General features: G+C 64.6%; 20 protein-coding genes. 16 read left to right on the plus strand and 4 right to left on the minus strand.

All coding sequences use genetic code 11. The features are described from left to right. Positions 1–173: 173 nt before the first annotated feature. The gene (locus tag FPH17_RS09260; protein WP_154880113.1) at positions 174–1016 is read right to left on the minus strand and encodes a DUF4352 domain-containing protein; all 843 of its coding nucleotides are present in this window, start codon (positions 1014–1016) and stop codon (positions 174–176) included. 170 nt (positions 1017–1186) lie between these two features. Between FPH17_RS09260 and FPH17_RS09265 the strand changes: the two genes are divergently transcribed. The 5 genes from FPH17_RS09265 to FPH17_RS09285 all read left to right on the plus strand — a co-directional run bounded on the left by FPH17_RS09265 (position 1187) and on the right by FPH17_RS09285 (position 5142). Then, entirely contained in the window at positions 1187–2125 is a 939-nt protein-coding gene (locus FPH17_RS09265) for an ABC transporter ATP-binding protein (RefSeq protein ID WP_154880115.1), read from the plus strand. Between the two features lie 3 nt (positions 2126–2128). Next, complete coding sequence (locus FPH17_RS09270) at positions 2129–2914, plus strand: ABC transporter permease (protein ID WP_154880117.1); 786 nt, start codon at positions 2129–2131, stop codon at positions 2912–2914. Positions 2915–2919: 5 nt separating this feature from the next. Continuing rightward, positions 2920–3996 carry a sensor histidine kinase gene (locus FPH17_RS09275; RefSeq protein WP_414437214.1) on the plus strand — a complete coding sequence of 359 codons (1077 nt, stop codon included), beginning with the start codon at positions 2920–2922 and terminating at the stop codon, positions 3994–3996. Continuing rightward, positions 3993–4592: a response regulator transcription factor gene (locus FPH17_RS09280; protein WP_154880121.1), complete on the plus strand. Its 600-nt coding sequence runs from the start codon at positions 3993–3995 to the stop codon at positions 4590–4592. The genes FPH17_RS09275 and FPH17_RS09280 overlap by 4 nt, the downstream gene beginning before the upstream one ends. A gap of 142 nt (positions 4593–4734) precedes the next feature. After that, the gene (locus FPH17_RS09285; protein ID WP_414437213.1) at positions 4735–5142 is read left to right on the plus strand and encodes a cupin domain-containing protein; all 408 of its coding nucleotides are present in this window, start codon (positions 4735–4737) and stop codon (positions 5140–5142) included. A 1-nt stretch (position 5143) separates the two neighbouring features. On the opposite strand, the gene FPH17_RS09290 is transcribed toward FPH17_RS09285, so the two are convergent. Further along, complete coding sequence (locus FPH17_RS09290) at positions 5144–5575, minus strand: DUF488 domain-containing protein (RefSeq protein ID WP_154880123.1); 432 nt, start codon at positions 5573–5575, stop codon at positions 5144–5146. Further along, positions 5575–6363, minus strand: a complete 789-nt coding sequence (locus tag FPH17_RS09295; RefSeq protein WP_154880125.1) for an NADPH-dependent oxidoreductase — start codon at positions 6361–6363, stop codon at positions 5575–5577. The genes FPH17_RS09290 and FPH17_RS09295 overlap by 1 nt, the downstream gene beginning before the upstream one ends. Before the next feature lie 312 nt (positions 6364–6675). Here FPH17_RS09295 and FPH17_RS09300 point away from each other — a divergent pair, with 312 nt between their 5' ends. From FPH17_RS09300 to FPH17_RS09350, 11 genes are all read left to right on the plus strand, one after another. Next, positions 6676–8028 carry a hypothetical protein gene (locus tag FPH17_RS09300; RefSeq protein WP_154880127.1) on the plus strand — a complete coding sequence of 451 codons (1353 nt, stop codon included), beginning with the start codon at positions 6676–6678 and terminating at the stop codon, positions 8026–8028. A gap of 633 nt (positions 8029–8661) precedes the next feature. Beyond that, complete coding sequence (locus FPH17_RS09305) at positions 8662–9192, plus strand: flavodoxin domain-containing protein (protein WP_154880128.1); 531 nt, start codon at positions 8662–8664, stop codon at positions 9190–9192. A 224-nt stretch (positions 9193–9416) separates the two neighbouring features. After that, positions 9417–12233: a leucine--tRNA ligase gene (gene leuS, locus FPH17_RS09310; RefSeq protein ID WP_154880130.1), complete on the plus strand. Its 2817-nt coding sequence runs from the start codon at positions 9417–9419 to the stop codon at positions 12231–12233. Between the two features lie 65 nt (positions 12234–12298). Further along, positions 12299–13495, plus strand: coding sequence for a hypothetical protein (locus FPH17_RS09315; RefSeq protein WP_154880132.1), 1197 nt, complete (start codon positions 12299–12301; stop codon positions 13493–13495). A 134-nt stretch (positions 13496–13629) separates the two neighbouring features. Continuing rightward, positions 13630–14568 carry a hypothetical protein gene (locus FPH17_RS09320; protein ID WP_154880134.1) on the plus strand — a complete coding sequence of 313 codons (939 nt, stop codon included), beginning with the start codon at positions 13630–13632 and terminating at the stop codon, positions 14566–14568. Positions 14569–14640: 72 nt separating this feature from the next. Continuing rightward, entirely contained in the window at positions 14641–15426 is a 786-nt protein-coding gene (locus FPH17_RS09325) for a hypothetical protein (protein ID WP_154880136.1), read from the plus strand. Beyond that, on the plus strand, positions 15416–16927 hold the full coding sequence (locus FPH17_RS09330; protein WP_154880138.1) for a hypothetical protein: 1512 nt from the start codon (positions 15416–15418) through the stop codon (positions 16925–16927). Before FPH17_RS09325 ends, FPH17_RS09330 begins: the two co-directional genes overlap by 11 nt. A gap of 49 nt (positions 16928–16976) precedes the next feature. Further along, positions 16977–17669 (plus strand): hypothetical protein, encoded by a 693-nt coding sequence (locus FPH17_RS09335; RefSeq protein ID WP_154880141.1) that lies wholly within the window; start codon positions 16977–16979, stop codon positions 17667–17669. Positions 17670–17700: 31 nt separating this feature from the next. Then, the gene (locus tag FPH17_RS09340) at positions 17701–18201 is read left to right on the plus strand and encodes a VanZ family protein (RefSeq protein WP_165765702.1); all 501 of its coding nucleotides are present in this window, start codon (positions 17701–17703) and stop codon (positions 18199–18201) included. Positions 18202–18211: 10 nt separating this feature from the next. Next, positions 18212–18583: a YidH family protein gene (locus FPH17_RS09345; protein WP_095553798.1), complete on the plus strand. Its 372-nt coding sequence runs from the start codon at positions 18212–18214 to the stop codon at positions 18581–18583. Further along, the gene (locus FPH17_RS09350) at positions 18583–18921 is read left to right on the plus strand and encodes a DUF202 domain-containing protein (protein WP_095555622.1); all 339 of its coding nucleotides are present in this window, start codon (positions 18583–18585) and stop codon (positions 18919–18921) included. Before FPH17_RS09345 ends, FPH17_RS09350 begins: the two co-directional genes overlap by 1 nt. Positions 18922–18928: 7 nt before the next feature. On the opposite strand, the gene FPH17_RS09355 is transcribed toward FPH17_RS09350, so the two are convergent. Further along, on the minus strand, positions 18929–20344 hold the full coding sequence (locus tag FPH17_RS09355; RefSeq protein ID WP_154880147.1) for an IS1096 element passenger TnpR family protein: 1416 nt from the start codon (positions 20342–20344) through the stop codon (positions 18929–18931). Positions 20345–20364: the final 20 nt, after the last annotated feature.

The following is a 20364-nucleotide window of genomic DNA, read 5'->3' on the forward strand; positions in this document are numbered from 1 at the left end:
ATGGAGCTAGCTCCATCTACAACAGCGCCGCCCGGAAAACACCAGGTCGCGGCCTGGCGGTTGGCCTAGACGGAGCTAGCTCCGTTTGGCTCGGCGCCGCCCCTGTCGCCTGGCCTGGTGAAACGCCCACGAAACACCCACGAAGCGCCAGCCAAGCCATCCAAGCCAGCCAACTACCCGCCCATCCCAGACTTCCACGCCGCGAGCGTCGTGTGCAGCGGGCGCGGCGCGAAGTTCACCGTGTACGCCCCCGGCTCCGCTTCCGCCTTGAAGCACAGCACCCCGCTGTTGGTTTGCCCGTGCTCAAGCGTCAAGTTCAAGTGGTTGAAACCGGGCGCGTAGCTGGGCTCCACGGTCTTCCCGCTCGGCATCGTGAGCGTGAAGTCGCTCTTGGAAATCCACTGCTCGTCGTTGGTCATGTTGAGGAACGACACGTCGTTGCAAAGGAAGCTGTCCTCGCCGTATTTCCCCATGTCGCGCACTGGCCCGACGCCGATGCGCAGGCCCCCGACGTTCGCCACCTCGCCGGCCTCGAGTGGCGTGAGCTCGAAGGCGCTTTTCGACGGAGCCTCCATCCCCCTCGGACTCACCGGAACCGGATCCTGCACCCTGGATCCTGGGTCGTAATCGTCCGGGCGGTACATGGCGGGCTCCTCGCCCGCCTCCTTGGCTTGTGAGATCCGCTCATCCACCGCCCCGAAATTCGGGAACTCAGCCTCTGCCGTCGGCGACTGTTCCCGACCCTCCGTAGTCTCCGCCCCGCTGGGGCCATCGGTCATCGAGGTGTAGACCAACCCGATCGCCCCGGCCACCGCCAGCGCCAACACGATGATGACCCACCAGTTCTTGAACTCAAACAGCGTTCTTTCCTCCGGGTCGGAAGGGACGTCGTCGCGCCAGTGCTGCCCCGACCCGAACTCGCCCGGCCCAAACACACCGGACCCGCCGGCCCCAGGCTCGTTCGAACTCGGCTGGTACGAGAAGTTCTTGTACGGATTCGGGTTCTTGCTGCTCATGTGCTGGTCCTTTCGGGAGGGCCGGCGAGGCCGCACCGGGCGCGGCAACGCTTCGAACACCCCTCACAGTACCGGCCAGTGCGCCCCCGCACACGCCCATGACAATTGTCATGCCCACCTCATGACAAAAACCAGTGTGCGCCGAGTCGCCCATACGTAGGCTGCGAATCATGTCCACCGCAGCAGTCGCTTCCAGCCCCCGCCCCGTCGCCATCCACGTCGCGGACGTGACTAAGACGTTCACTCCGCGTGGCAAGAATCCGGTCCACGCGCTGCGTGGCGTTTCCTTCGACATCCGTGTCGGCGAGATCGTCGCTCTACTGGGGACGAACGGCGCGGGTAAGTCCACGCTCATCGACATCATCCTGGGGCTCACCACGGCCACGTCGGGCCAGGTGAGCGTCCTTGGCGGCACACCCAAACAGGCTACGGGGAACGCGCGCATCGGCGCAGTGATGCAAACGGGAGGCCTGCTCACGGACATCACCGTCAAGGACACGCTCAACCTGGTCGCCGCGGCGTTCCCCACGCACCGGCCGCTGGATAGCGTCGTCGAGCGGGCGAATCTGGAACCGATTCTGAGGCGTCGCGTCGGCAAGTGCTCTGGCGGCGAGCGCCAGCGACTCCGGTTCGCGCTCGCCTTGCTGGGCGACCCGGACATCATCATCCTGGACGAGCCCACCGCCGGGATGGACGCCGGCGCGCGCCACGCATTTTGGGACGCGATGCGACTCGAGGCCGCCGCTGGACGCACCATCATTTTCGCCACCCACTACCTCGAAGAAGCCGACCAGTTCAGCGAGCGCGTTATCCTCCTCGACCAGGGCCAAGTGCTTATCGACGCCCCCTCGCACACCCTCCTGGCCACCTCCCCCACCCGCCTGCTCACCGCCGAGTTCCCCGCGGGCATCCCCGACGACCTCCACCTACCGGCCGACGCGGAGCCGGAGCGCGACGGCAACATCCTGCGCGTGCGCACCGCCGACGCCGACTCGCTCGCTCGCGCCCTGCTTACCTGCACCGACGCCTGCAATCTCACCATCGCCGCCCACACCCTCGAGGACACGTTCCTCGAGCTCACGCGCAAGAACGCCAACCAAACGGAGTGACCCATGACCACCACGCACACCCCGACGTTTTCCAACACCCTGTCCTACATCGGCCACGACCTGCTTCGCCTGCGCCGAGAGCTCACCGTCCTGGTCTTCAGCGTAGTTCTCCCCATCTTCTTCTACCTCTTGTTCGGCGCGATGGACGATTACGCCGACGAGCAGTTCAACGGCGGAAACATCTCCGCCCTGGTCATGCTGGGGATGGCGGTCTACGCGGGCGTGACCGGCGCGGTCGGCGCCGCGGGGTCCACGATCACCGAGGCGGAGAGTGGCTGGTCCCGGCAGTTGGCGCTCACCCCGCTGCGCCCGTGGCAGCTCACGCTGTCCAACATGTGCAACGTGGCGTTGCGCGCCATCTTGCCCATCGCCTCCGTCTTTATCGTCGGAGCGCTGACCAGGGCGGAGATGCAGCCGCACCTGTGGCTCCTCGCGTTCATCACCTGCGTACTGGTGTGCATCCCCTTCGGGTTCTATGGGATGGCCTGCGCGATGGCGGTGCCGGGGAGTAATACGGTGGCGATAGCGTCGACGTCGATAGTCTTGCTCAGTTTTGCCGGCAACCTGTTCATTCCGCTGAAGGAGCCACTGCTGGAAATTGGCCGCTTTACCCCGATGTATGGCGCGGCGGCGCTGGCGCGTTGGCCTGTCTCGCGCGGCACGCAGCTGCTGGCCAGCGGTACAATCTCCGACCCAATGTGGTGGGCCTGGGCTAACATCGCGGTATGGACAACGGTGTTCGTCACCGCGGTATTGCTCCTCCGGCGCCGCGACAAGAACCGGAAGTAGCCGGGGTGTTGTCTGCGCCGTTGCGTGGCTTCAACACCAGCAACACCTTGTTCGCCGGCGTGTGGCTGGTGTTCCTCGCGCCCGCCATCATCGCCGTGACCGCGGATCATGCGCACGCGCCCGGGTTCCTCTCGGCAGAGGCCGGCGTCGTCCTCATCTTCTGTGTCGCCTACCTGTTCAGTATCGGCTCCGCCTCCTACTTCCCGCGCGGCTGGTCTAGCCGCAGTCGCGTGGCTGCGCGCTGGGCTCTCCTGGTGCTTGTTGCGCTGGCGTCGATCCCCGTGTTCGGCGTGTGGGCAGTGATCTTCGTGCCGTACTTGGGCGCCCTACTGGCGTATCTCGCGCCCGTCCGAGCCGCGCTGCCCGCGATCCTGGCCACCGGTACCATCGTCCTCGCGGTGGTGTGGCGCATTTCGCCTGCCGACGCCCCCGGTACCGCCATCATCGCATTCGGACTACCACTCCTGGTGCTGGTCCTCGGCGTGCTCACGCGCCGCAAGGAAGCCACCACCGAGCTCGAGCGTGACCTGGACCTGGCTCGCCAGCGCGAGGACATCGCCACCGACGTCCACGATCTCCTCGGTCACACACTCACCGTGATCAACCTGAAATCGGAGGTGGCTCGCCGGGCCGTCGATAATGACCCCGAACAGGCAAAACACGAACTCGCGGAGATTGCGCAGCTGTCCCGCCAATCCCTCGCTGAGGTCCGCGCTACCGTCACCCGCATGCGCACGCCCACCCTCGCCGGCGAGCTGGAGGCCGCGCGCCGGGCGCTGTCCACCAGCGGGATCGCCGCCCACCTGCCCGAGTGCGCACCCACGAACCACGACGCCCTCTTCTCCTGGGCGCTGCGCGAGCTGACCACGAACGTGATCCGCCACTCTGGAGCCCGCAACTGCTGGGTCACGCTGACCCCCGATACGCTCACGGTTGCCGACGACGGCGCCGGCTTCACTTCCACCACCGCCGACCACGCCGGCGGTCTGGCCGGCCTGCAATCCCGCGTCACCGAAGGCGCGCTCCTCATCACCCGCGAGCCGGGGCGCACTACAGTCACCCTGTCGATGGGCCGCCCATGATCCGCGTCCTCATCGCCGAAGACCAGGCGCTCGTCCGCGGCGCACTCGTCGCGCTCCTCGGCGCCGAACCGGACATCGAGGTCGTCTCCCAATGCGCTACCGGCACCGAAGTCGCGGGGTTGCTCGAGCAATCGCCTATCGACGTCGCACTCCTGGACATCGAACTCCCCGGCCGCAACGGCCTCGACGTCGCCGCCGACCTCGCCAGTCACCCCTGTCGCACGCTCATCGTCACCACCTTCGGCCGCCCCGGCTACGTGAAGCGGGCCTTGGACGCGGGCGTCGACGGCTTCGTGGTCAAGGACACCCCGCCTGAGGAACTGGCCTGCGCCATCCGTCGCGTCCACGCCGGCTACCGAGTCATCGACCCCCAACTCGCCAGCGAAAGCCTCTTCGCGCCGAACAATCCACTCACAGACCGCGAACAAGAAGTGACCCGCCTCCTGCTCCGAGGCCTCGGCGCCCCCGACGTCGCCGCCACGCTGCACCTTTCCTCCGGCACGGTGCGCAACCACGTGTCCAGCATCATTGCCAAGACGGGTGCCGGAAACCGTTTCGAGGCGGCCCGACTTGCTGAGGGCAACGGCTGGGTGTGACGTTTCGCCGACAACCGAGGCCGCCACCCAGACGGCGCTAGCTCCATTTGCGGCCAGCCCCACCACCCACGCACCCCCAGATATTCCACGCCCCGCCCCGGTAAAATTACCCACAAACCCAGAAACCACCCCAGGAGCAGCGATGAACCAGGATCTCCCCGTCAATCGCCCGGAGGTGTTCGGCGACGCCGACTCCACCGACGATGCTGACCGTGCAACGCGCATGGATACCGTGAACGCCGTGGAACCGAAGCCGGGCGGCGCGCGCCCGGCGGTCAAGCGCATGCTGCAGGGCGACGGCGCGAACCTCATCGTGTTTAACTTCTGCTCTGGTCAGACGCTTCCGGACCACAAGGCGGCGCACCCGATCACGGTGCAGTGCGTCAGCGGATCGCTTGAGTTCGAGTGCGGCGGCGACCGCTTTCCGCTGCAGCCGGGCGAGGTCGTTCACCTGCGCGCATACGTGCCGCACGCGGTGTACTGCCCGGATGACGCCCCGGAGAAGGGCAACGTGCTCCTGCTCAGCATGCTCACCGGAGAACGCCACTAAATTACAGGTGCACGACCTCCACGTCGTCCCACGCCTCCGCGAGGTACTCGGCGGCGACGAGCCGGTGGCAGGTGCTGGGGTCGGCCTCGGAGCAGAGGAGCACGGCGTCGCTGAAAAGCGAGCGATCGAGCGACGAGACCTCGCCGTCGTCATATTCCGCGCGGAGCTTGCGCGCGAACTCGTCGAACTCAATCTCATCATGCCGGTAGGCGTGCATGAGGTCGGCGCTGGGCGCGAGTGACACCTCGTGCGTGTACGGCATGTCCAGGATGACCTTGAGGAAGTAGCGCAGGTCGTCCTTCTTGGTAAAGCCGGCGAGTTGGTTCGTGTTGGAGCGACGGATGTCCACCACGCGCCGGGCGCCGGATTCGCGGAGGGTGTCAAAGAACTCTTCGGCGCTTTTGTGCGAGAACCCCAATGTGTACAGACGCATTAGATGATGAATCCTTGCCAGCGGGCGGCCTGCAGCGATTCGTCGAGAAGCTCGCGCTTAGGCGTCAGTTGCTTGACCACCTGGTTGATGTAGCTGTCCACGCGCTGGTTCGCGTTGCGGAGGTCGTAGTACGTGGTCATCTCCTGGTCGTAGTCGGCGAGTGCCTCGGACCAGTTGGTGCGGTGCTGGTAGCCGTTTTCCATGACGCGGAATTCCGGCGCCATGCGCGGCTTGAGCTGCGGGTCCTGCCCCGGCCAGCCGAGCGTGAGGCCGACGACGGGGAACGTGTAGCGCGGCAGCTTCAGCGTCTCGATCACCGCGGCCGTGTCGTTGTGGATGTTGCCCAGGAAGTTCGCGCCGAGACCGAGCGATTCGGCGGCGTTGACCACGTTCTGCGCCATGAGGCACGCGTCGGTGAACCCCTCCACGAACACCTTCGTCTTGCCCGCGCCGGTCGGGTCGTAGCCCTGTTCGCGCAGGATGGCGGCGTTGCGCGCGGAATCCACGATGAACAGCAGATACACCGGCGCACGCTTCACGTACTCCTGATTCCCGATCTCCGCGAGCCGCCCCCGCAGCTCCGGATCCGTCACCCGGATCACGCTGGCGTGCTGCATTCCGCGCGAGCTCGCCGTGCGCATGGCCACGCGGTACAGCGTCTCCAGCGTGTCGTCGCTCACGGGCTGGTCGGTGAACTCGCGGATCGTGCGGTGCGTCAGCTGCGCGCGCACCGCCGGCGGCGCGTCAAGAGAGAGGTCTTCGGGCTTAGGCGCGAGTGCATCAGTCATACAGCCCACGCTACCGCAGGGGCAATCGCTTATCGACGCCCCGTTGTCCCCACCTCACCTCCTCCCAAAATTCCGGCGCTGCGCCCGCGGTCGCTAGGATGACTCAAGCCACTGACCTTAACGAATGGCCGCCCCACAGAGGGGCGACGAACGTTTCTAGCAAGGGTCAAGTGCCGCAGCATGGAACCTCAATGAAAGGCCGTCCCGTAAAGGACGGCAACGACGTAAAGTTCAGATTTAACACAACTTCTGGCAACAAGAAGTAATTTATAATCCTGAGCAAATAGTGTAGCGGAAATTGGGTGTCTGGAAATGAAGGATTTAGCTCAGGTTGAAATTGAAATTCGGGATTCGAAGACAAAGCCTCTCGTCTCGGAAGCGATTAGATGCTACAACGCAGGCGCGTATAGAGCTGCATTAGTTTCGCTTTGGATTGCTGTAAACGTCGATCTCATCCAGAAGCTTCAAAACCTGTCTGATACTGGTGATGGAGCGGCTCGGGATTACCTTCGTACGTTCACGAATGCAATTGAGACTAGGAATGTGTCTCAAGCACAAAAATTCGAGCGAACACTTCTTGAAAAGTGTACGAGTGATTTTGATCTGCTGACGCATCGTGAGTATCAAGAGCTCCAACGACTGCGCGAGGATCGTGATCTATGCGCGCACCCAGGTTTTACCGATACCGACACTCTTTTTCAACCTGGTAACGAACTTGTGCGGGCCCACATTATTGCAGCGCATCTAGCCACTTTTTCGCATCCTCCGATTGCTGGGAAAACCCAGATTCAGCTCTTGGAACGTGAAATCACTGGTGACGGCTGGCCGGACACAAGCGACTACTTTGTCGAACGATTCTTTAAACGATCTACAGAGTCAGTTCGAAGAAACTTGGTCAAAACCATTCTTAAGTGGAGCCTTAGGCCGGAGTCCAATGGCCAACTTCTTAATCCCCGAGTCGGTACGCGAGCACGGAAATCGATTCTTAGACTGGCGGAAGAGGCCCCTTTGGTTTTCAACGAGGCTTTGGAGTCGGTCCTATTGAACTGGGAAGACAGTGGCAAGCTCGACGATGATGCTCTGATCAGAGCTGTGGGGACTTTTGGTGCTTACCAAGTATTTTGGGATCTATTGCCATCGACCGCGGAGAGGCGAGCATCAACTTTAATCGCGGGAGCGGACGATCGAAAACTACTCACCCACGGGTTCCTTGTCGGGGGTGTGCCACTTAGGGACGAATACGCTTCCCGGTGGAGGAATATTTTAGGGACTCTTAATGCGGATGACTTAGTAGGGTTACAGGGTCTAGCTGCGCAACACGATCTTTTACTTAAAAGAGCTTTCGAGCTCGTTGAGGAATCGGGCAACTTTAGAGCAGCTGAAGCAAATCTCCGTGTTATTGAGACTTTCGCATCTTGGCTGCGGCCTCAGCATATTGAAGCTCTCGAGTATGCGATTAAACATAACGATTACGATCAGGTTCGTTTGGCGGCAGCCACCGAGGCGATACTGATGAGCATCCTTGATCAACAGGTGGAACCGGAAAAGGCGAAGGGTGCCTGGGCCTCATTAGCGGAATGGCTATCGATGCAAGGGGAGAAAGACGGGGGGTTTGACTACCGTTATTTGGATTTGCGCGATGCCGTAGAGGCGCTAGGAGACTAAGCGAAGTCGCGATATCGAAATGGCATGAAACTGTGAACTCTAAGCCAGTGCTGTCCGGTTGCGTATTCGTCCCGAATCTGGCCCCTAAGGTTCGAGAAGTGCTGAAACTCATTTTGTTCGGTTAGGAATCGCCTCCGCCACGAGAGATCCTCAATGAAAGCCCGCATGGCTAGGGCCGGACTACATCGTTCCACTGTAGGGCAGGGAAGTTGAGATGCCCGCCAGTTTTATGACTTCCTTCGGGCGTCCTCCGTGGCTAAGGTGGTCGGCACAGGGGAACCCAGATGCGAAACGTAAACGGGGTGTGAAAGATGGCTCACGAAGGAAGCAGCGTTGATCCTTCTCTTACTACGCCTGACGTGCTGGCCCCGTGCCTCGGAAACAGTGTTGAACGAGCTGTCACAGTGACGTCTATGGCGAGCGGCTTTGGGGTAGACGAGTTGCCTTCCTGGTTGGGGCTGAATGCAGCAGCGTCGCTTCTTGGTTTGAGCGCCTTGCACGTTCGCTTGCTTGAGCGTGAGGGAAAGGTGAAGCTGCGGTCTACCCGCGATGGCCTCGTCGAATCAGCGATCGCGTCGCTGTCTCGATAAATTTCGGCTCCCTCACCTTCCCCATCCATGTCACAATGGCGTTATGCACATCTACTTCTCCTCCGTCTACGGTTCCACGAAGCAGTACGCCGAGGAGCTCGCGCGTCGCCTCGATACAACCGCGCAGGAGATCCCCAACCCTGCTGCGGTGCCCGACGCCGCAGCAGAAGGCCCCATCATCGTCCTGGCCCCAGCGCACGGCCCGATGAACGCGGCTGCGAAGTTCGCAAAGTCGCTCCCGGAAACAACGATCCAGGCCCGCCCCACCTGTGTGGTCACCGTCGGCATGACGCTAGACCATGTAGTCAGAGAGACAGACCCCACGGCGGAGCTGCTCGGCGACCGGGCGGACCAGGTGCAGCGCTTCTACCTCCCGGGCCGACTGAACTACTCGGAGCTCACCACTGCGCACCTGGGCGTGATGCGCGGGATCATTGGCGCGCTCAAGTTGAAGCCGCGGAAGTCGGAAAACGAGCGCTCGATGATCGAGATGTATAAGAAGGACACTGATCGCGTTGACCTCTCGCGCCTCGACGAGATCGTGGCGTGGTCGGAAGCAGTACAAAACAATTAAAAAAGAGATCGAAATATATCGAAACAATTCGCCTACCAGCCAAAACGACATAAACAAACCTCAAAAACCCGTCCTATATCTTTCCAATATCTTTTCCGGTCCGAAAATCGCGTCGAAAAGAATTTTCAGGGGAAATGCGTCGTGGGAACATGAGCGCCGGGCGTCGATAAGCAGTCGATAAGCAATAGTCCCTGACCGCGCTAGGCCTACTACACTGCTTAACTATGACTGACGCGACCCCGCACCGCTATTCCGCAGAGCTGGCCAACGACATTGAGCAGAAATGGCAGTCGTACTGGCGCGAGCACGGCACGTTTAACGCCCCCAACCCGGTCGGCGACCTGGCTACCGGAGAGGAGCTGCCGAAGGAGAAGCTCAACGTCCAGGACATGTTCCCGTACCCCTCGGGCGCGGGCCTGCACGTGGGCCACCCGCTGGGCTACATCGCGACGGACGTGTACGCGCGCTATAACCGCATGCTGGGCAAGAACGTCCTGCACACGCTGGGCTACGACGCGTTCGGCCTGCCGGCGGAGCAGTACGCCATCCAGACAGGTACGCACCCGCGCACCACGACGGAGCACAACATTGAGAACATGACCCGTCAGCTGGATCAGCTGGGTCTGGGGCATGACAAGCGCCGCTCCGTGGCCACGACGGACCCGGAGTTTTACAAGTGGACGCAGTGGATCTTCCTGCAGATTTACAACGCCTGGTTCGACGAGGAGCAGCAGAAGGCGCGCCCGATCGAGGACCTGGTGCGCGACCTCATGACCGGCGCGCGCACGACCAAGGACGGCCGCAACTTCCGCGACCTCACCACGGCAGAGAAGCACCAGGCTATCGACGAATTCCGCCTCGTCTATCTCGACGACTCGATGGTCAACTGGTGCCCCGGCCTGGGTACCGTGCTGGCTAACGAGGAGGTCACGGCGGAGGGCCGCTCAGAGCGCGGCAACTTCCCGGTCTTTCGCAAGCGTCTGCGCCAGTGGATGATGCGTATCACCGCCTACTCGGACCGCCTGCTCGAGGACCTTGACCTGCTGGACTGGCCGGACAAGGTGAAGAGCATGCAGCGCAATTGGATCGGCCGTTCGCGCGGCGCGGAGGTCAACTTCGACTCCGCCGCAGGCGACATCACCGTCTTCACCACCCGCCCGGATACGCTGTTTGGCGCCTCCTTCGTCGTACTCGCCCCCGAGCACGAGCTTGTGAGCGAGCTCGTGGCCGACACCTACCCCGCCGGCACCGACGAGCGCTGGACCAACGGCCAGGCCACCCCGCGCGAAGCCGTGGACGCCTACAAGCGTTCCATCGCCGCCAAGTCCGACGTGGAACGCCAGGAGAACAAGGAAAAGACCGGCGTCTTCCTGGGCACGTACGCCACCAACCCGGTCAGCGGCGAGCAGGTCCCCATCTTCATCGCGGACTACGTGCTCACCGGCTACGGCACGGGCGCGGTCATGGCTGTGCCGGCGCACGACGACCGCGACTACGAGTTCGCTACCGCCTTCGGCCTGCCCATCGTCCCCGTGATCGAGGGCGACGTCTCCGAGGCCGCGTTCACCGGCGATGCAACGCACATTAACTCCGCCAACGCTGATGGTCTTGACCTGAACGGGTTGGGGAAGGCCGAGGCGATTGAAGCGGCGCTGCGGTGGATCGTCGAGAAGCAAAAGGGCGCGGAGAAGATCCAGTACAAGCTGCGCGACTGGCTGTTCGCCCGCCAGCGCTACTGGGGCGAGCCCTTCCCGATCGTGTACGACGAGCACGGCCAGGCGCACTCTATCCCGGAGGACCAGCTGCCGGTCGAGCTGCCGGACGTGGAGGACTACAAGCCGGTCTCCTACGAGCCGGACGACGCGGACTCCGAGCCCTCCCCGCCGTTGGCCAAGGCGAAGGACTGGGTCGAGGTGCGCATGGACCTGGGCGACGGGGAGAAGACCTACTGGCGCGACACGAACGTCATGCCGCAGTGGGCCGGTTCCTCCTGGTACCAGTTGCGCTACATCGACCCGACCAACTCGGATGCCTTCTGCGACCTGGAGAACGAGCGCTACTGGACGGGCCCGCGCGGCGAGAACGACCCGGGCGGCGTGGACCTGTACGTCGGTGGCGTCGAGCACGCGGTGCTGCACCTGCTCTACGCCCGCTTCTGGCACAAGGTACTCTTTGACCTGGGCTTTGTTTCCTCCAGGGAGCCGTACCGTCGCCTGTTTAACCAGGGCTACATCCAGGCCTACGCCTACACGGATTCCCGCGGCGTGTACGTCCCGGCCGCCGAGGTGGAGGAGAAGGACGGCAAGTTCTTCTTCGACGGAGCCGAAGTCAACCGCGAGTACGGCAAGATGGGCAAGTCGCTGAAGAACGCGGTCGCCCCGGACGACATCGCCACCGACTTCGGCGCGGATACCCTGCGCGTCTACGAGATGTCGATGGGCCCGCTGGACACCTCCCGCCCGTGGGCGACGAAGGACGTCGTGGGCGCGCACCGCTTCCTGCAGCGCCTGTGGCGCCTGGTGGTCAGCGAGGAGACTGGCGAGGCCAACGTCACCGACGCGGAGCTTTCCGACGACGACGCGAAGCAGCTCCACCGCACCATCGCCGGCGTGCGCGACGACTACGAGCACCTGCGCGACAACACCGTGGTGGCCAAGCTCATCGAGTACGTCAACTACCTCACCAAGGCGTACCCGCAGCAGGCCCCGCGCGCCGCGGTGACCCCGCTGGTGCAGATGGTTGCGCCGGTCGCCCCGCACATCGCCGAGGAGCTGTGGGCCAAGCTCGGCCACGCCGACACGATCACGTTCGAGCCGTTCCCCACCTTCGATGAGTCGCTGCTCACCGATGACACGGTGGAGATCCCAGTGCAGATCAATGGCAAGGTCAAGGCGCGCATCAACGTCGCCGCCGACGCCTCCAAGGAGGACATGGAACAGGCAGCGCTTGACGACGCCCGCGTGACCGAACTCACCAGCGGCAAGCAGATTGTCAAGACGATCGTCGTGCCGGGCCGCATGGTCAACCTGGTGGTGAAGTAGGGAAGTCCTGACGGTCCCCTGTCGAGGTGGGCGTTATCGGTGGGGCGGCTGTTATCATCGGCCGCATGACTACACCGAACAATGGAAACACCCCGGGCGACAATAGCCCGAGCGGGGACTCCCCGTACGGCTACGAGCCGTACCCCGATAACCCGGCGGGGAGCCATCCGGAGAACACTGGCTCCTCCGCGTGGAACCCGGACAGCGCCGGCTCCGCCGGCACCACCGGTTCCGGTCAGTCCGACTTCGGCCAGAACAGCGCGGGCGCCGACGCCTACGGCGCGAACGGCTACGGTTCCAGCGAGTACGGCTCCAACAGCTACGGCGCCAGCGGTTCCGAGCCGTACGGCCAGGGCGGCTTCGGCCCGAACGGGTACGAACAGTTCGATGTGAACGCCGCGGCTGGTGCCGCCGGCGCGACCGCGCTGCGCTACCACGGCCAGGAGCTCACCGACGGCACCTACGGCGACGGCGCGACCCCGCACCCGATCAATGCCCCGGCCAACAACGGCTGGACGCACACCAAGGGCAACGGCAAGCTGAACATTACCGACGCGTTCTCCTGGGCCTTTAAGACCACGTTCTCCAACTGGAAGGTCTGGATCGTCCTCGGCCTCATTGCGTGTGCGTGGCAGTGGCTCACGATGATCGTCCCGACCGGGGTACTCGGCATTGTCCCGTTCTTTGTGTACCCGGTGATCTTCTCTGCCGCGTTGCAGCAGACGCTGGCCCGCTCGTTTGGGTGGGGCGACATCAAGACTCCTGCGTACGGGAAGACCCTGGGTGTCCTGGCGGTCTTTTCCGCAGTTGTCACCGTCGGCTTGATCGTGTTCCTCACCATTGGCATGGTTGCCGGTTTCAGCAGCGCGGACCTCAACGCATTGCCAGAGAACCCGTCGAGCCCGGAGGACTTCAAGGCGCTGCTTCCCCTGCTCGGCCCGCTCCTCGGCTCCATGGGCCTGCTCATGCTCATCGCATGGTTCGTATCTCCGTTCCTCATGATGACCGTGTGGTACGCCTCTGAGAACAACGGCTCCTTCGGTCAGGCGTTTAGCAAGGGCTTTGCCGACGGCAAGCGAAACTACCTGCCGCTGCTGGGGCTGGCTGTGCTTGCTGGCCTGCTCAGCTTCGTGGGCTACGTCCTTGCGTTCCTCGGCATGATCATTGCCACCCCGGTCGTGCTCCTCGCGCAGGCGCACGCGTACCGCCAGATCTCCGGCGGCCCGGTCCCGGTGGAGGACGAGTTCCCGGCGCAACTCTAAGCGCTTAACCCCGCACCGCCCCGCGCAGCCCACCGGCTGCGTGGGGCGTTCGCTATGTATCACTCATATTGCAATGTGATACAACGCTCATTTTCCGGTCGCGCAATGGTCCGCACCTTGTTACGCTCCGAACTATGACGAGACCGGAACTCCCGTACGGCCCCGATAACAACCCCGATAACAACCCAGCGTTCCACGGCTACGACCAGTACCCCGCGACCGGTGCGAACGCACCGCAGCCCAGCGTCCTCTCCCATTCCGTGAACGCTATGAAGTTCCACGGCAAGCGGCTTATTGACGACACCTTTGGCGACGGCCGCACCGCGCACCCCATCAACGCCCCTGAGCGCAACGGGTGGATCCACATGAAAGGCACCGGCAAGCTCAATATCGGCGAGGCGCTCACCTGGGGCGTGAACACCACGTTCTCCCGCTGGAAGTTCTGGATTCCGTGCGGGCTCGGGCTGCTGTTGGCCTTGTTGGTTGGCCTGATCCCGTTCGTCGGGGGGCTAGTCATAGCCGCCTTGTACCCGCTCTGCATCTCCTTGGGGCTGAAGCAGACGCTGGTGTACAAGAACGAGACATCGGAGCAGGGCACATCCACCTTCTGGGTGACGCTCGGCATGTATATGCTGACCGGGATCATGTCGCTTGGCGCCCTCGCGCTGATCGTCGCCATTGCTGAGCTGCTGCGCCTGGCCACTGGCAATCCTGCGCCTCCTCTACCTGCGGGGTACCCGGTTGTGGAACCGGAGTTGACCCCCTTTGATTACGTCGCCTTCTTCTTGTTCTTGGCCACCCTGCCGTTCTTCTGTCTGCAGGTCTGGTACGCGGCGGACAACGGCGCCGATTTCGGCGGCTGCATCGTCAGGGGGTTCAAGGCGGCGCAGCGCAACTACCTGCCGTTGCTGGGGCTCATCGTGGTCTCGTTCCTCATCTTCGTCCTCGGCGGGGTAGTGGTGGGCGTCGGCCTCATCGTCGCGGTGCCCGTCATCATCCTCAGCTGGGCGCATGCCTACCGGCAGATCTCGGGTGGCCCGGTGCCGTCGAAAAGCACGCTCTCTGTACGCTAACGGCAAAGGGCTGAGGTCACGGATTGGTATCGACCCCAAACATTTCCCCCAATCGCTGCTAGTCTCAGGCGCATGAGCACCCCGAATGGTGGGCAGAGTCCGTACGCGGAGCACAGCCCCCCGCCGCCGATGCAGCCCGCGGGCGGGCTGCGCCTCCTGCCCGCCTACGCGTGGGCGGTGCGCGCCTGGGTAACTAACCTGATCATCTGGGGTCCGCTGAGCCTCATCTGCTTCATCGGGTTGTCAACGCGGTTTTGGCAAACGTTCGCTCTCCTGGCGGTGCCGGTGTTGATTTCGCTCGCGATGCAGCAAACCACGGTGCGGCGACTCAAGCTCGATGAGAGCCTGCCCGGCTTTGCCAAACTCCTGGTCCTCGCGTTCCTCTTCGGGCTCTTTGTCGGCGGTTTCGCCATCACCTTGTTCTTCGTGTTCCTTGGCGCGTCGATGTGGAGGTTCGACCCGAGCGGGCATACGCCGGAACAGCCCTGGTACGAGGCCGGCACGACATACGTCTTGCTCGGTGGCGTACTCATCTTCACCGCGGCGACAGCCTTCGTCGCGTTCGTCCCGTTCGCCGCGGCGGACGGCCGCACCAGCTTCGGCTCCGCGGTCACACTGGGCCTACGCGCGTCGGTGCGAAACTGGTTCAAGGTATTTATCGCGGTCGCCGCCCCCTACGCCTTGATGATCGTGGCGGTGTGGAATGATCTCACCATGTTCCCCGGCTCCAGGTACCTCACCTGCGGCGTCGCCGCGCTCGTCTTCCCGCTCCTGTTCCTCGCCCACGCACACGGGTACCGCCAGGTCACCGAGGGCTTCCCGCTTATCGACGCCACCGCCAACCCCCATGACCGCTAACCCCAAAACCATCAACGCCCGCGCCGCCTTCGAGTGGTCGATCCGCACCGTGCTGAACAACTGGGCGATATGGGTGCCGCTCACGCTCGTCGCCTTCCTCGCGTGGGTCGTCCTGTGGGTCCTGCTGCAGTTTTATGGCCACCTGATCGTGTTCATGCTGGCGTCGGCCCTGTTTGCCATCGTCGCGCTGCAGCAGACGCAGCACCCCCGGCTGCGCCTGACCGAGCTGGAGTTCCCCCGCGCCTTCCAGACACTCGGCGCGACGGCGGTGGTGGAGCTCATCGGCTTCCTGAGCTTCGCCCTCTGGCTGGGTATTGCAGCCCCCTCCTTCGCCGCGCTGGTGGACCCGTACGGTGAGCGACCACCCACCCCGCTCTACGCCGACCCGGCCGCCTGGTTCATCCTCGGCGGATTCGTGGCCTTTGTTGTGCTCGCGCCCCTGTGCAGCTTCCTGCCCCTCGCCGCCGCTGACGGGTACGGCCTGCTGGCCGCGACGAAGCGCGCCGCCGCGAACTGGCTGCGCCTCATGGCCCTCGAGGCCCTGTCCCTGCTCACCCTGCTCGCAGGTGTTGTCTGCATCGGCGTCGGGTTGCTGGTGGCGGTGCCGATCGTCGTGTGTGCGTTCGCCCACGCGTACTGCCAGGCCGTAGGCCGCCCCGTGGCGGAGGAGCCCACAGAACCGACAGAACCCGAAGAGCCCGAAAATCCCACCCCGAGCCCCACACCAGCCCCCGGCGAAAACCCGTACGCCCAGGCCAGCAACACGTACCTCGACCCGCAGGCCTGGCCCACCGAACCCGGCACCGGGCGGGTCCGAGTGGGCCGCGCGTTCTCCTGGGCGTGGGCCGCGTTCACCGGAAACTGGGCCACGTGCGTGCAGCTGACGTTCGCGTTCCTCGTCATCAGTGTCGTGGCTGGCAACCCGCTGCTTTTCATCGTTGCGCTGTTCCTCTTCCCCGCCGTGTGGTTTGTCGTGGTGGTCCCGTTTGCCGTGTCGGCGGCGCTGCGGCAGACGGACCGCATCACGTTCTCGATCGGGGAGGCGAAGCCCCTGCACTTCGCGCAGACCGTGGTGGTCGGGCTGTTCGCCGCCGCGATTTCGTGGCCAGTGCCCTCCGCCGTGCGCTGGGCGCTTCACCAGACGTTGCCGTGGGACGTGCCGGAGGGGACGCCGATGGGTCCCATCACGCTGGGCATCGGTTTGCTGTGCTACCTTGCCGTATCGCCGCTGTGGGCGCTCATGCCGTTCTTTGCGGCGGACGGCAGCGGGATCGGCCAGGCGATCGGCCGCGGGTTCCGGCGCGGCGTGCGCAACTATTTCCCGCTGCTCGCCCTGGCGCTGGTGTGTACGGTCCTCAACATTCTCGGTGCCGCGGTTCTTGGCCTGGGCCTTTTGGTGACGATCCCGCTCTCACTGCTGGCGTACGCCCACGCGTACCGGGAGGCGTCGCGGGGACCGGTTCCCGTCGATAAGCACAGCACATACCGCGGCAGAAATTAATAGGGGACGTACCCGTGCAAACCCTGGGAACTTTGGTAGCGTGCGGTGTATGCAGGAGGAACATTCACGCGCGGGCACGGTCCGCATCCGCCCGGCGCTGACGTGGGGGTGGGCGGCGGCGACGTCCAACTGGCGGCTCTGGGTCCCATGTACCGCCGTCGCGCTGCTCATCACGGCGGCCAGCCTCGCGCTGTGCTACTACGTCACGCCGCTGGTCGTCGCGGCGCTCGTGATCCCCTTTGCCACGGTCACGGCGCTGCGCCAGACCCGCGAGCGCGCCCCTCGCCTGCGGAAGATGACCACCCTCTTGTACAAGGAGACGCTGCTCACCGCGCTCCTCGTCGTCTTCGTGTTCGTCGCCTGCTTCACGCTCTGGTCCACGGCCGTGGCGATCTCCGGCAGGGCGGACGGCTTCTTCCCGTCCGGCGCGCTGTGGCTGGGCGGCGGCGCGATCGTCCTGCTCAACGTGCTCGCGCCGTGGCTGACGCAGATCATCTACTACTCTGCAAGCGGCATGACCATGTGGGACGCCACCCGGCCCGGCGTCGTCGCGGGCTCGCGCAACTACGCCCCGCTCCTGGGGCTGGCGGTGCTGCTCACGCTCCTCAACGTCGCGGGCGCGCTGCTTGCCGGCGTCGGCTTGCTGGTCACGCTGCCGGTGGCGCTGCTTGCGTTCGCGCACGCGTATCTGCAGGCCTCGGGCGGCCAGGTCCCCAGCAACCACGCAGCCAACCCCCAGTAGCAGGGCAATGCGGGGCGCTAGTGTTGCCCAGGTGAAAATCTCGCCCGCCCTGTACACGCTGAGCCTCACGGTCGCGGCCGCCTTCGTGCTCGCCTTCACGGTGGGCAAGGCCTACATCTCCGTCCCCGGCCTGTGGGACGCCGCCGCGCACCAGATCCAGCAGATCCGCCTCGACCCCTTCGTCTCCTTCCAGCACTACCGCGTGTGGTGGGGCCCCTGGTTCAACCTCTTTGGCAACCTCGCCCTCTTTGTCCCCGTGGGCTATCTCGCCTATCGACGCTCCGTCGCCGCCACCACCTGCTTCTGCTTTCTCGCCAGCCTCACCGTCGAGTCCCTGCAATTCCTCCTCGCGGCGGGCTACAGCGACATGGACGACCTCATCTTCAACACCACCGGCGGTCTCATCGGCGCTGCCGCCGCCTCCCTGCACAAGTCGCCCACCGCGATGTGGCTGTTCAACGCCTGCGCCGTGGTCATCCTCGTGCCGTACCTTTCGCTCGGCGCGAACCAGCTGGCCGCGTTCATCGCCTAGGGTAGGGGGCATGAGTCAGGACACGCAGCGCGGTTGGTTTACACGCCGGGTCTTCCCGGACGGCACCGAGCCGGACCCCCGCTTCACGCTTGCTAATGAGCGCACCTTCCTCGCCTGGACCCGCACCGCCCTCGCGTTTCTGGCCGGGGGCATCGCGCTCGAGGCCTTCGACCTGCCGGGGATCGACCCCGCCACGCGCTCCATCATCGCCGCCGTGATCGTGGTCATCGCGATGGCGATCTCGCTGGGCGCGGCGGTGCGCTGGGCGCGCCTCGAGCGCGCCCTGCGGCACGGCCGCCCCCTCCCGGCCCCGGCGATCGTGCCCGTCCTCGGCGTGGGCATCTTCCTCGCTGCCGTCGTCGTCCTGGTCAGTCTGACCTGATGGGGCAGCAGACGCGGCCGATCCCGCTCGCCGACCCCGGGCTGCAGGCCGAGCGCACCTCCTTGAGCTGGGGGCGCACCGCCCTGGCCATGCTCGTGTGCGCATCCGTGCTGCTGCGCTGGTCCAGCGCCTACCCGGGCGTCATCTTCACCGTCATCGTCCTGCTCACGGTGATGGGCGCGGTGACGATGCTGCTGCAGCGCCGCGCGTACCGGCGCGAGGCGATCCACCTGGCCAACGAGCGCTCGGCGCCGAACACGGTGGGCGTCGCGGCAACCACGCTGGCCATGTGCGTGCTCGGCGGGTTGGGGCTTTACGTGGTACTGGCGGCTGCGTGAGCGTCGATTAGCGAGCCCCAGGGGCAATCACCGCGAGCAACTCCTCCGTGATCACGTTGACGTCGCCCATCGCGTAGATCCCGCCCAGCACCATGAGGGTGTCCAGCGTGTGCTCCGCCATCGGCGAGGCCCCGGACGAGTCGGTGCTGCGCAGCACCTCGACGGTCTGCCGCCACACGAACGGGGAGAAGTAGTCGGCGAACACCGCGTGGATCATCGCCTCGTGGCCGGCCAGGGACGGATTGTTGAGAAACCGCTCGCCGGCCGCGGTGCGCACCAGGTTGGAGCCCTCCTGGGCCACGAGGCCGAGCTCCTCGAGCAGCACGCGACCCAGCTGGACCGCCTCCCACGTGTCTTCTCGCGGCTGGGTGGGGTAGACCGGCAGCCCCAGCATGCGCACGAGCTCGCGCACCACGGCGACCTTGAGGTTGCCGCGCACCGTGAGCGGTGCCTCCGGCCCGAGCACCTCCAGGTACTGCGCGAGCACCGGCGAGAATCCCTTCGGGGCGTGCATGTCCGCGGACCGCGGGCCGGGGACCTCACCGCGTTCCACGCCGAACGCCTCCATCGCCGCGTCGACGCCGCCCATCTCGGCGATCGTGCGATCAAAAAACTCCGAGAACGCCTCCACGAGCACCGGGTTGTCCTGCGCGTTCGGGTCCGTCTCCAGGATTTCCTGCAGGTCCGGGCGGTCGTCGAGGAACTTGTGGATCAGCTCGCGCATTGGCGTCGCCTCCGGCTCGTCCCCGAAGCCCGCCGCGAACCCCTGCTCGAAGGCGTCATCAAAGGAACCGGGGTCGAACGTATCGGCATCGAACGGCCCACCGGGGAGCCCACCCAGGTTGGTGCCCAGCTCCTCGCTGACAAAGCCCATGCGGGTGGCCACCGCCACGGGGTCGACCACGCTGAGCCGGTCCAGCATCCGCTCCGGCGTCATCACCGGCAGGTAGCTGAGCAGCAGGGGCGTGACCTCCATGTTCGGCGGCAGCCCGGCGGCCAGGTTCCGCGCCTCCTCGTGGAAGCGCGTCATCATCTCCGGCCCGTTCGCGGTCTCCACCACGTCCGGCCCCTGCGCGTGGATGAGCAGGGGAGTGGGCCCCTCCAGCTGCGACTCGCCGAGCCGCCTGACGTGCACGTTCCAGTTGGCGGCCGGGTCGTAGACGTACAGCATCGGCGGCATCTCGCCCACGGTCATGGAGGTCATGGACCGCTCCCCGGCGCCCGGGTTCTCGGCGTAGACCTCGTTGTCGGCGGAGTGCTCCCCCTCCTGGTGAATAAACAAGTGACCGGCCACCCCCGAAAACCCGAGTGATGCGTCGATAATCTGCGCCAAACGGCTCAGATCAATGTGTGGCTCCACGTTGACACACCGGCTGATCTCGGGCTGGGACCCCTCCACGGTGAACAGCATTGTGATGATCATGCTCTTCACCTTACGTGGGC

Source organism: Corynebacterium gottingense (assembly GCF_007559235.1).
GTDB classification, from domain to species: domain Bacteria; phylum Actinomycetota; class Actinomycetes; order Mycobacteriales; family Mycobacteriaceae; genus Corynebacterium; species Corynebacterium gottingense.

Excerpts from the sequence above, each read along its gene's own strand:
- FPH17_RS09295 (WP_154880125.1), bottom strand. The coding sequence starts at position 6,363 with ATGACTGATGCACTCGCGCCTAAGCCCGAAGACCTCTCTCTTGACGCG.
- FPH17_RS09325 (WP_154880136.1), top strand. The coding sequence starts at position 14,641 with ATGAGCACCCCGAATGGTGGGCAGAGTCCGTACGCGGAGCACAGCCCC.
- FPH17_RS09285 (WP_414437213.1), top strand. The coding sequence starts at position 4,735 with ATGAACCAGGATCTCCCCGTCAATCGCCCGGAGGTGTTCGGCGACGCC.
- FPH17_RS09305 (WP_154880128.1), top strand. The coding sequence starts at position 8,662 with ATGCACATCTACTTCTCCTCCGTCTACGGTTCCACGAAGCAGTACGCC.
- leuS (WP_154880130.1), top strand. The coding sequence starts at position 9,417 with ATGACTGACGCGACCCCGCACCGCTATTCCGCAGAGCTGGCCAACGAC.
- FPH17_RS09300 (WP_154880127.1), top strand. The coding sequence starts at position 6,676 with ATGAAGGATTTAGCTCAGGTTGAAATTGAAATTCGGGATTCGAAGACA.
- FPH17_RS09280 (WP_154880121.1), top strand. The coding sequence starts at position 3,993 with ATGATCCGCGTCCTCATCGCCGAAGACCAGGCGCTCGTCCGCGGCGCA.
- FPH17_RS09265 (WP_154880115.1), top strand. The coding sequence starts at position 1,187 with ATGTCCACCGCAGCAGTCGCTTCCAGCCCCCGCCCCGTCGCCATCCAC.
- FPH17_RS09315 (WP_154880132.1), top strand. The coding sequence starts at position 12,299 with ATGACTACACCGAACAATGGAAACACCCCGGGCGACAATAGCCCGAGC.
- FPH17_RS09350 (WP_095555622.1), top strand. The coding sequence starts at position 18,583 with ATGGGGCAGCAGACGCGGCCGATCCCGCTCGCCGACCCCGGGCTGCAG.
- FPH17_RS09290 (WP_154880123.1), bottom strand. The coding sequence starts at position 5,575 with ATGCGTCTGTACACATTGGGGTTCTCGCACAAAAGCGCCGAAGAGTTC.
- FPH17_RS09355 (WP_154880147.1), bottom strand. The coding sequence starts at position 20,344 with ATGATCATCACAATGCTGTTCACCGTGGAGGGGTCCCAGCCCGAGATC.
- FPH17_RS09320 (WP_154880134.1), top strand. The coding sequence starts at position 13,630 with ATGACGAGACCGGAACTCCCGTACGGCCCCGATAACAACCCCGATAAC.
- FPH17_RS09270 (WP_154880117.1), top strand. The coding sequence starts at position 2,129 with ATGACCACCACGCACACCCCGACGTTTTCCAACACCCTGTCCTACATC.
- FPH17_RS09260 (WP_154880113.1), bottom strand. The coding sequence starts at position 1,016 with ATGAGCAGCAAGAACCCGAATCCGTACAAGAACTTCTCGTACCAGCCG.
- FPH17_RS09335 (WP_154880141.1), top strand. The coding sequence starts at position 16,977 with ATGCAGGAGGAACATTCACGCGCGGGCACGGTCCGCATCCGCCCGGCG.
- FPH17_RS09345 (WP_095553798.1), top strand. The coding sequence starts at position 18,212 with ATGAGTCAGGACACGCAGCGCGGTTGGTTTACACGCCGGGTCTTCCCG.
- FPH17_RS09330 (WP_154880138.1), top strand. The coding sequence starts at position 15,416 with ATGACCGCTAACCCCAAAACCATCAACGCCCGCGCCGCCTTCGAGTGG.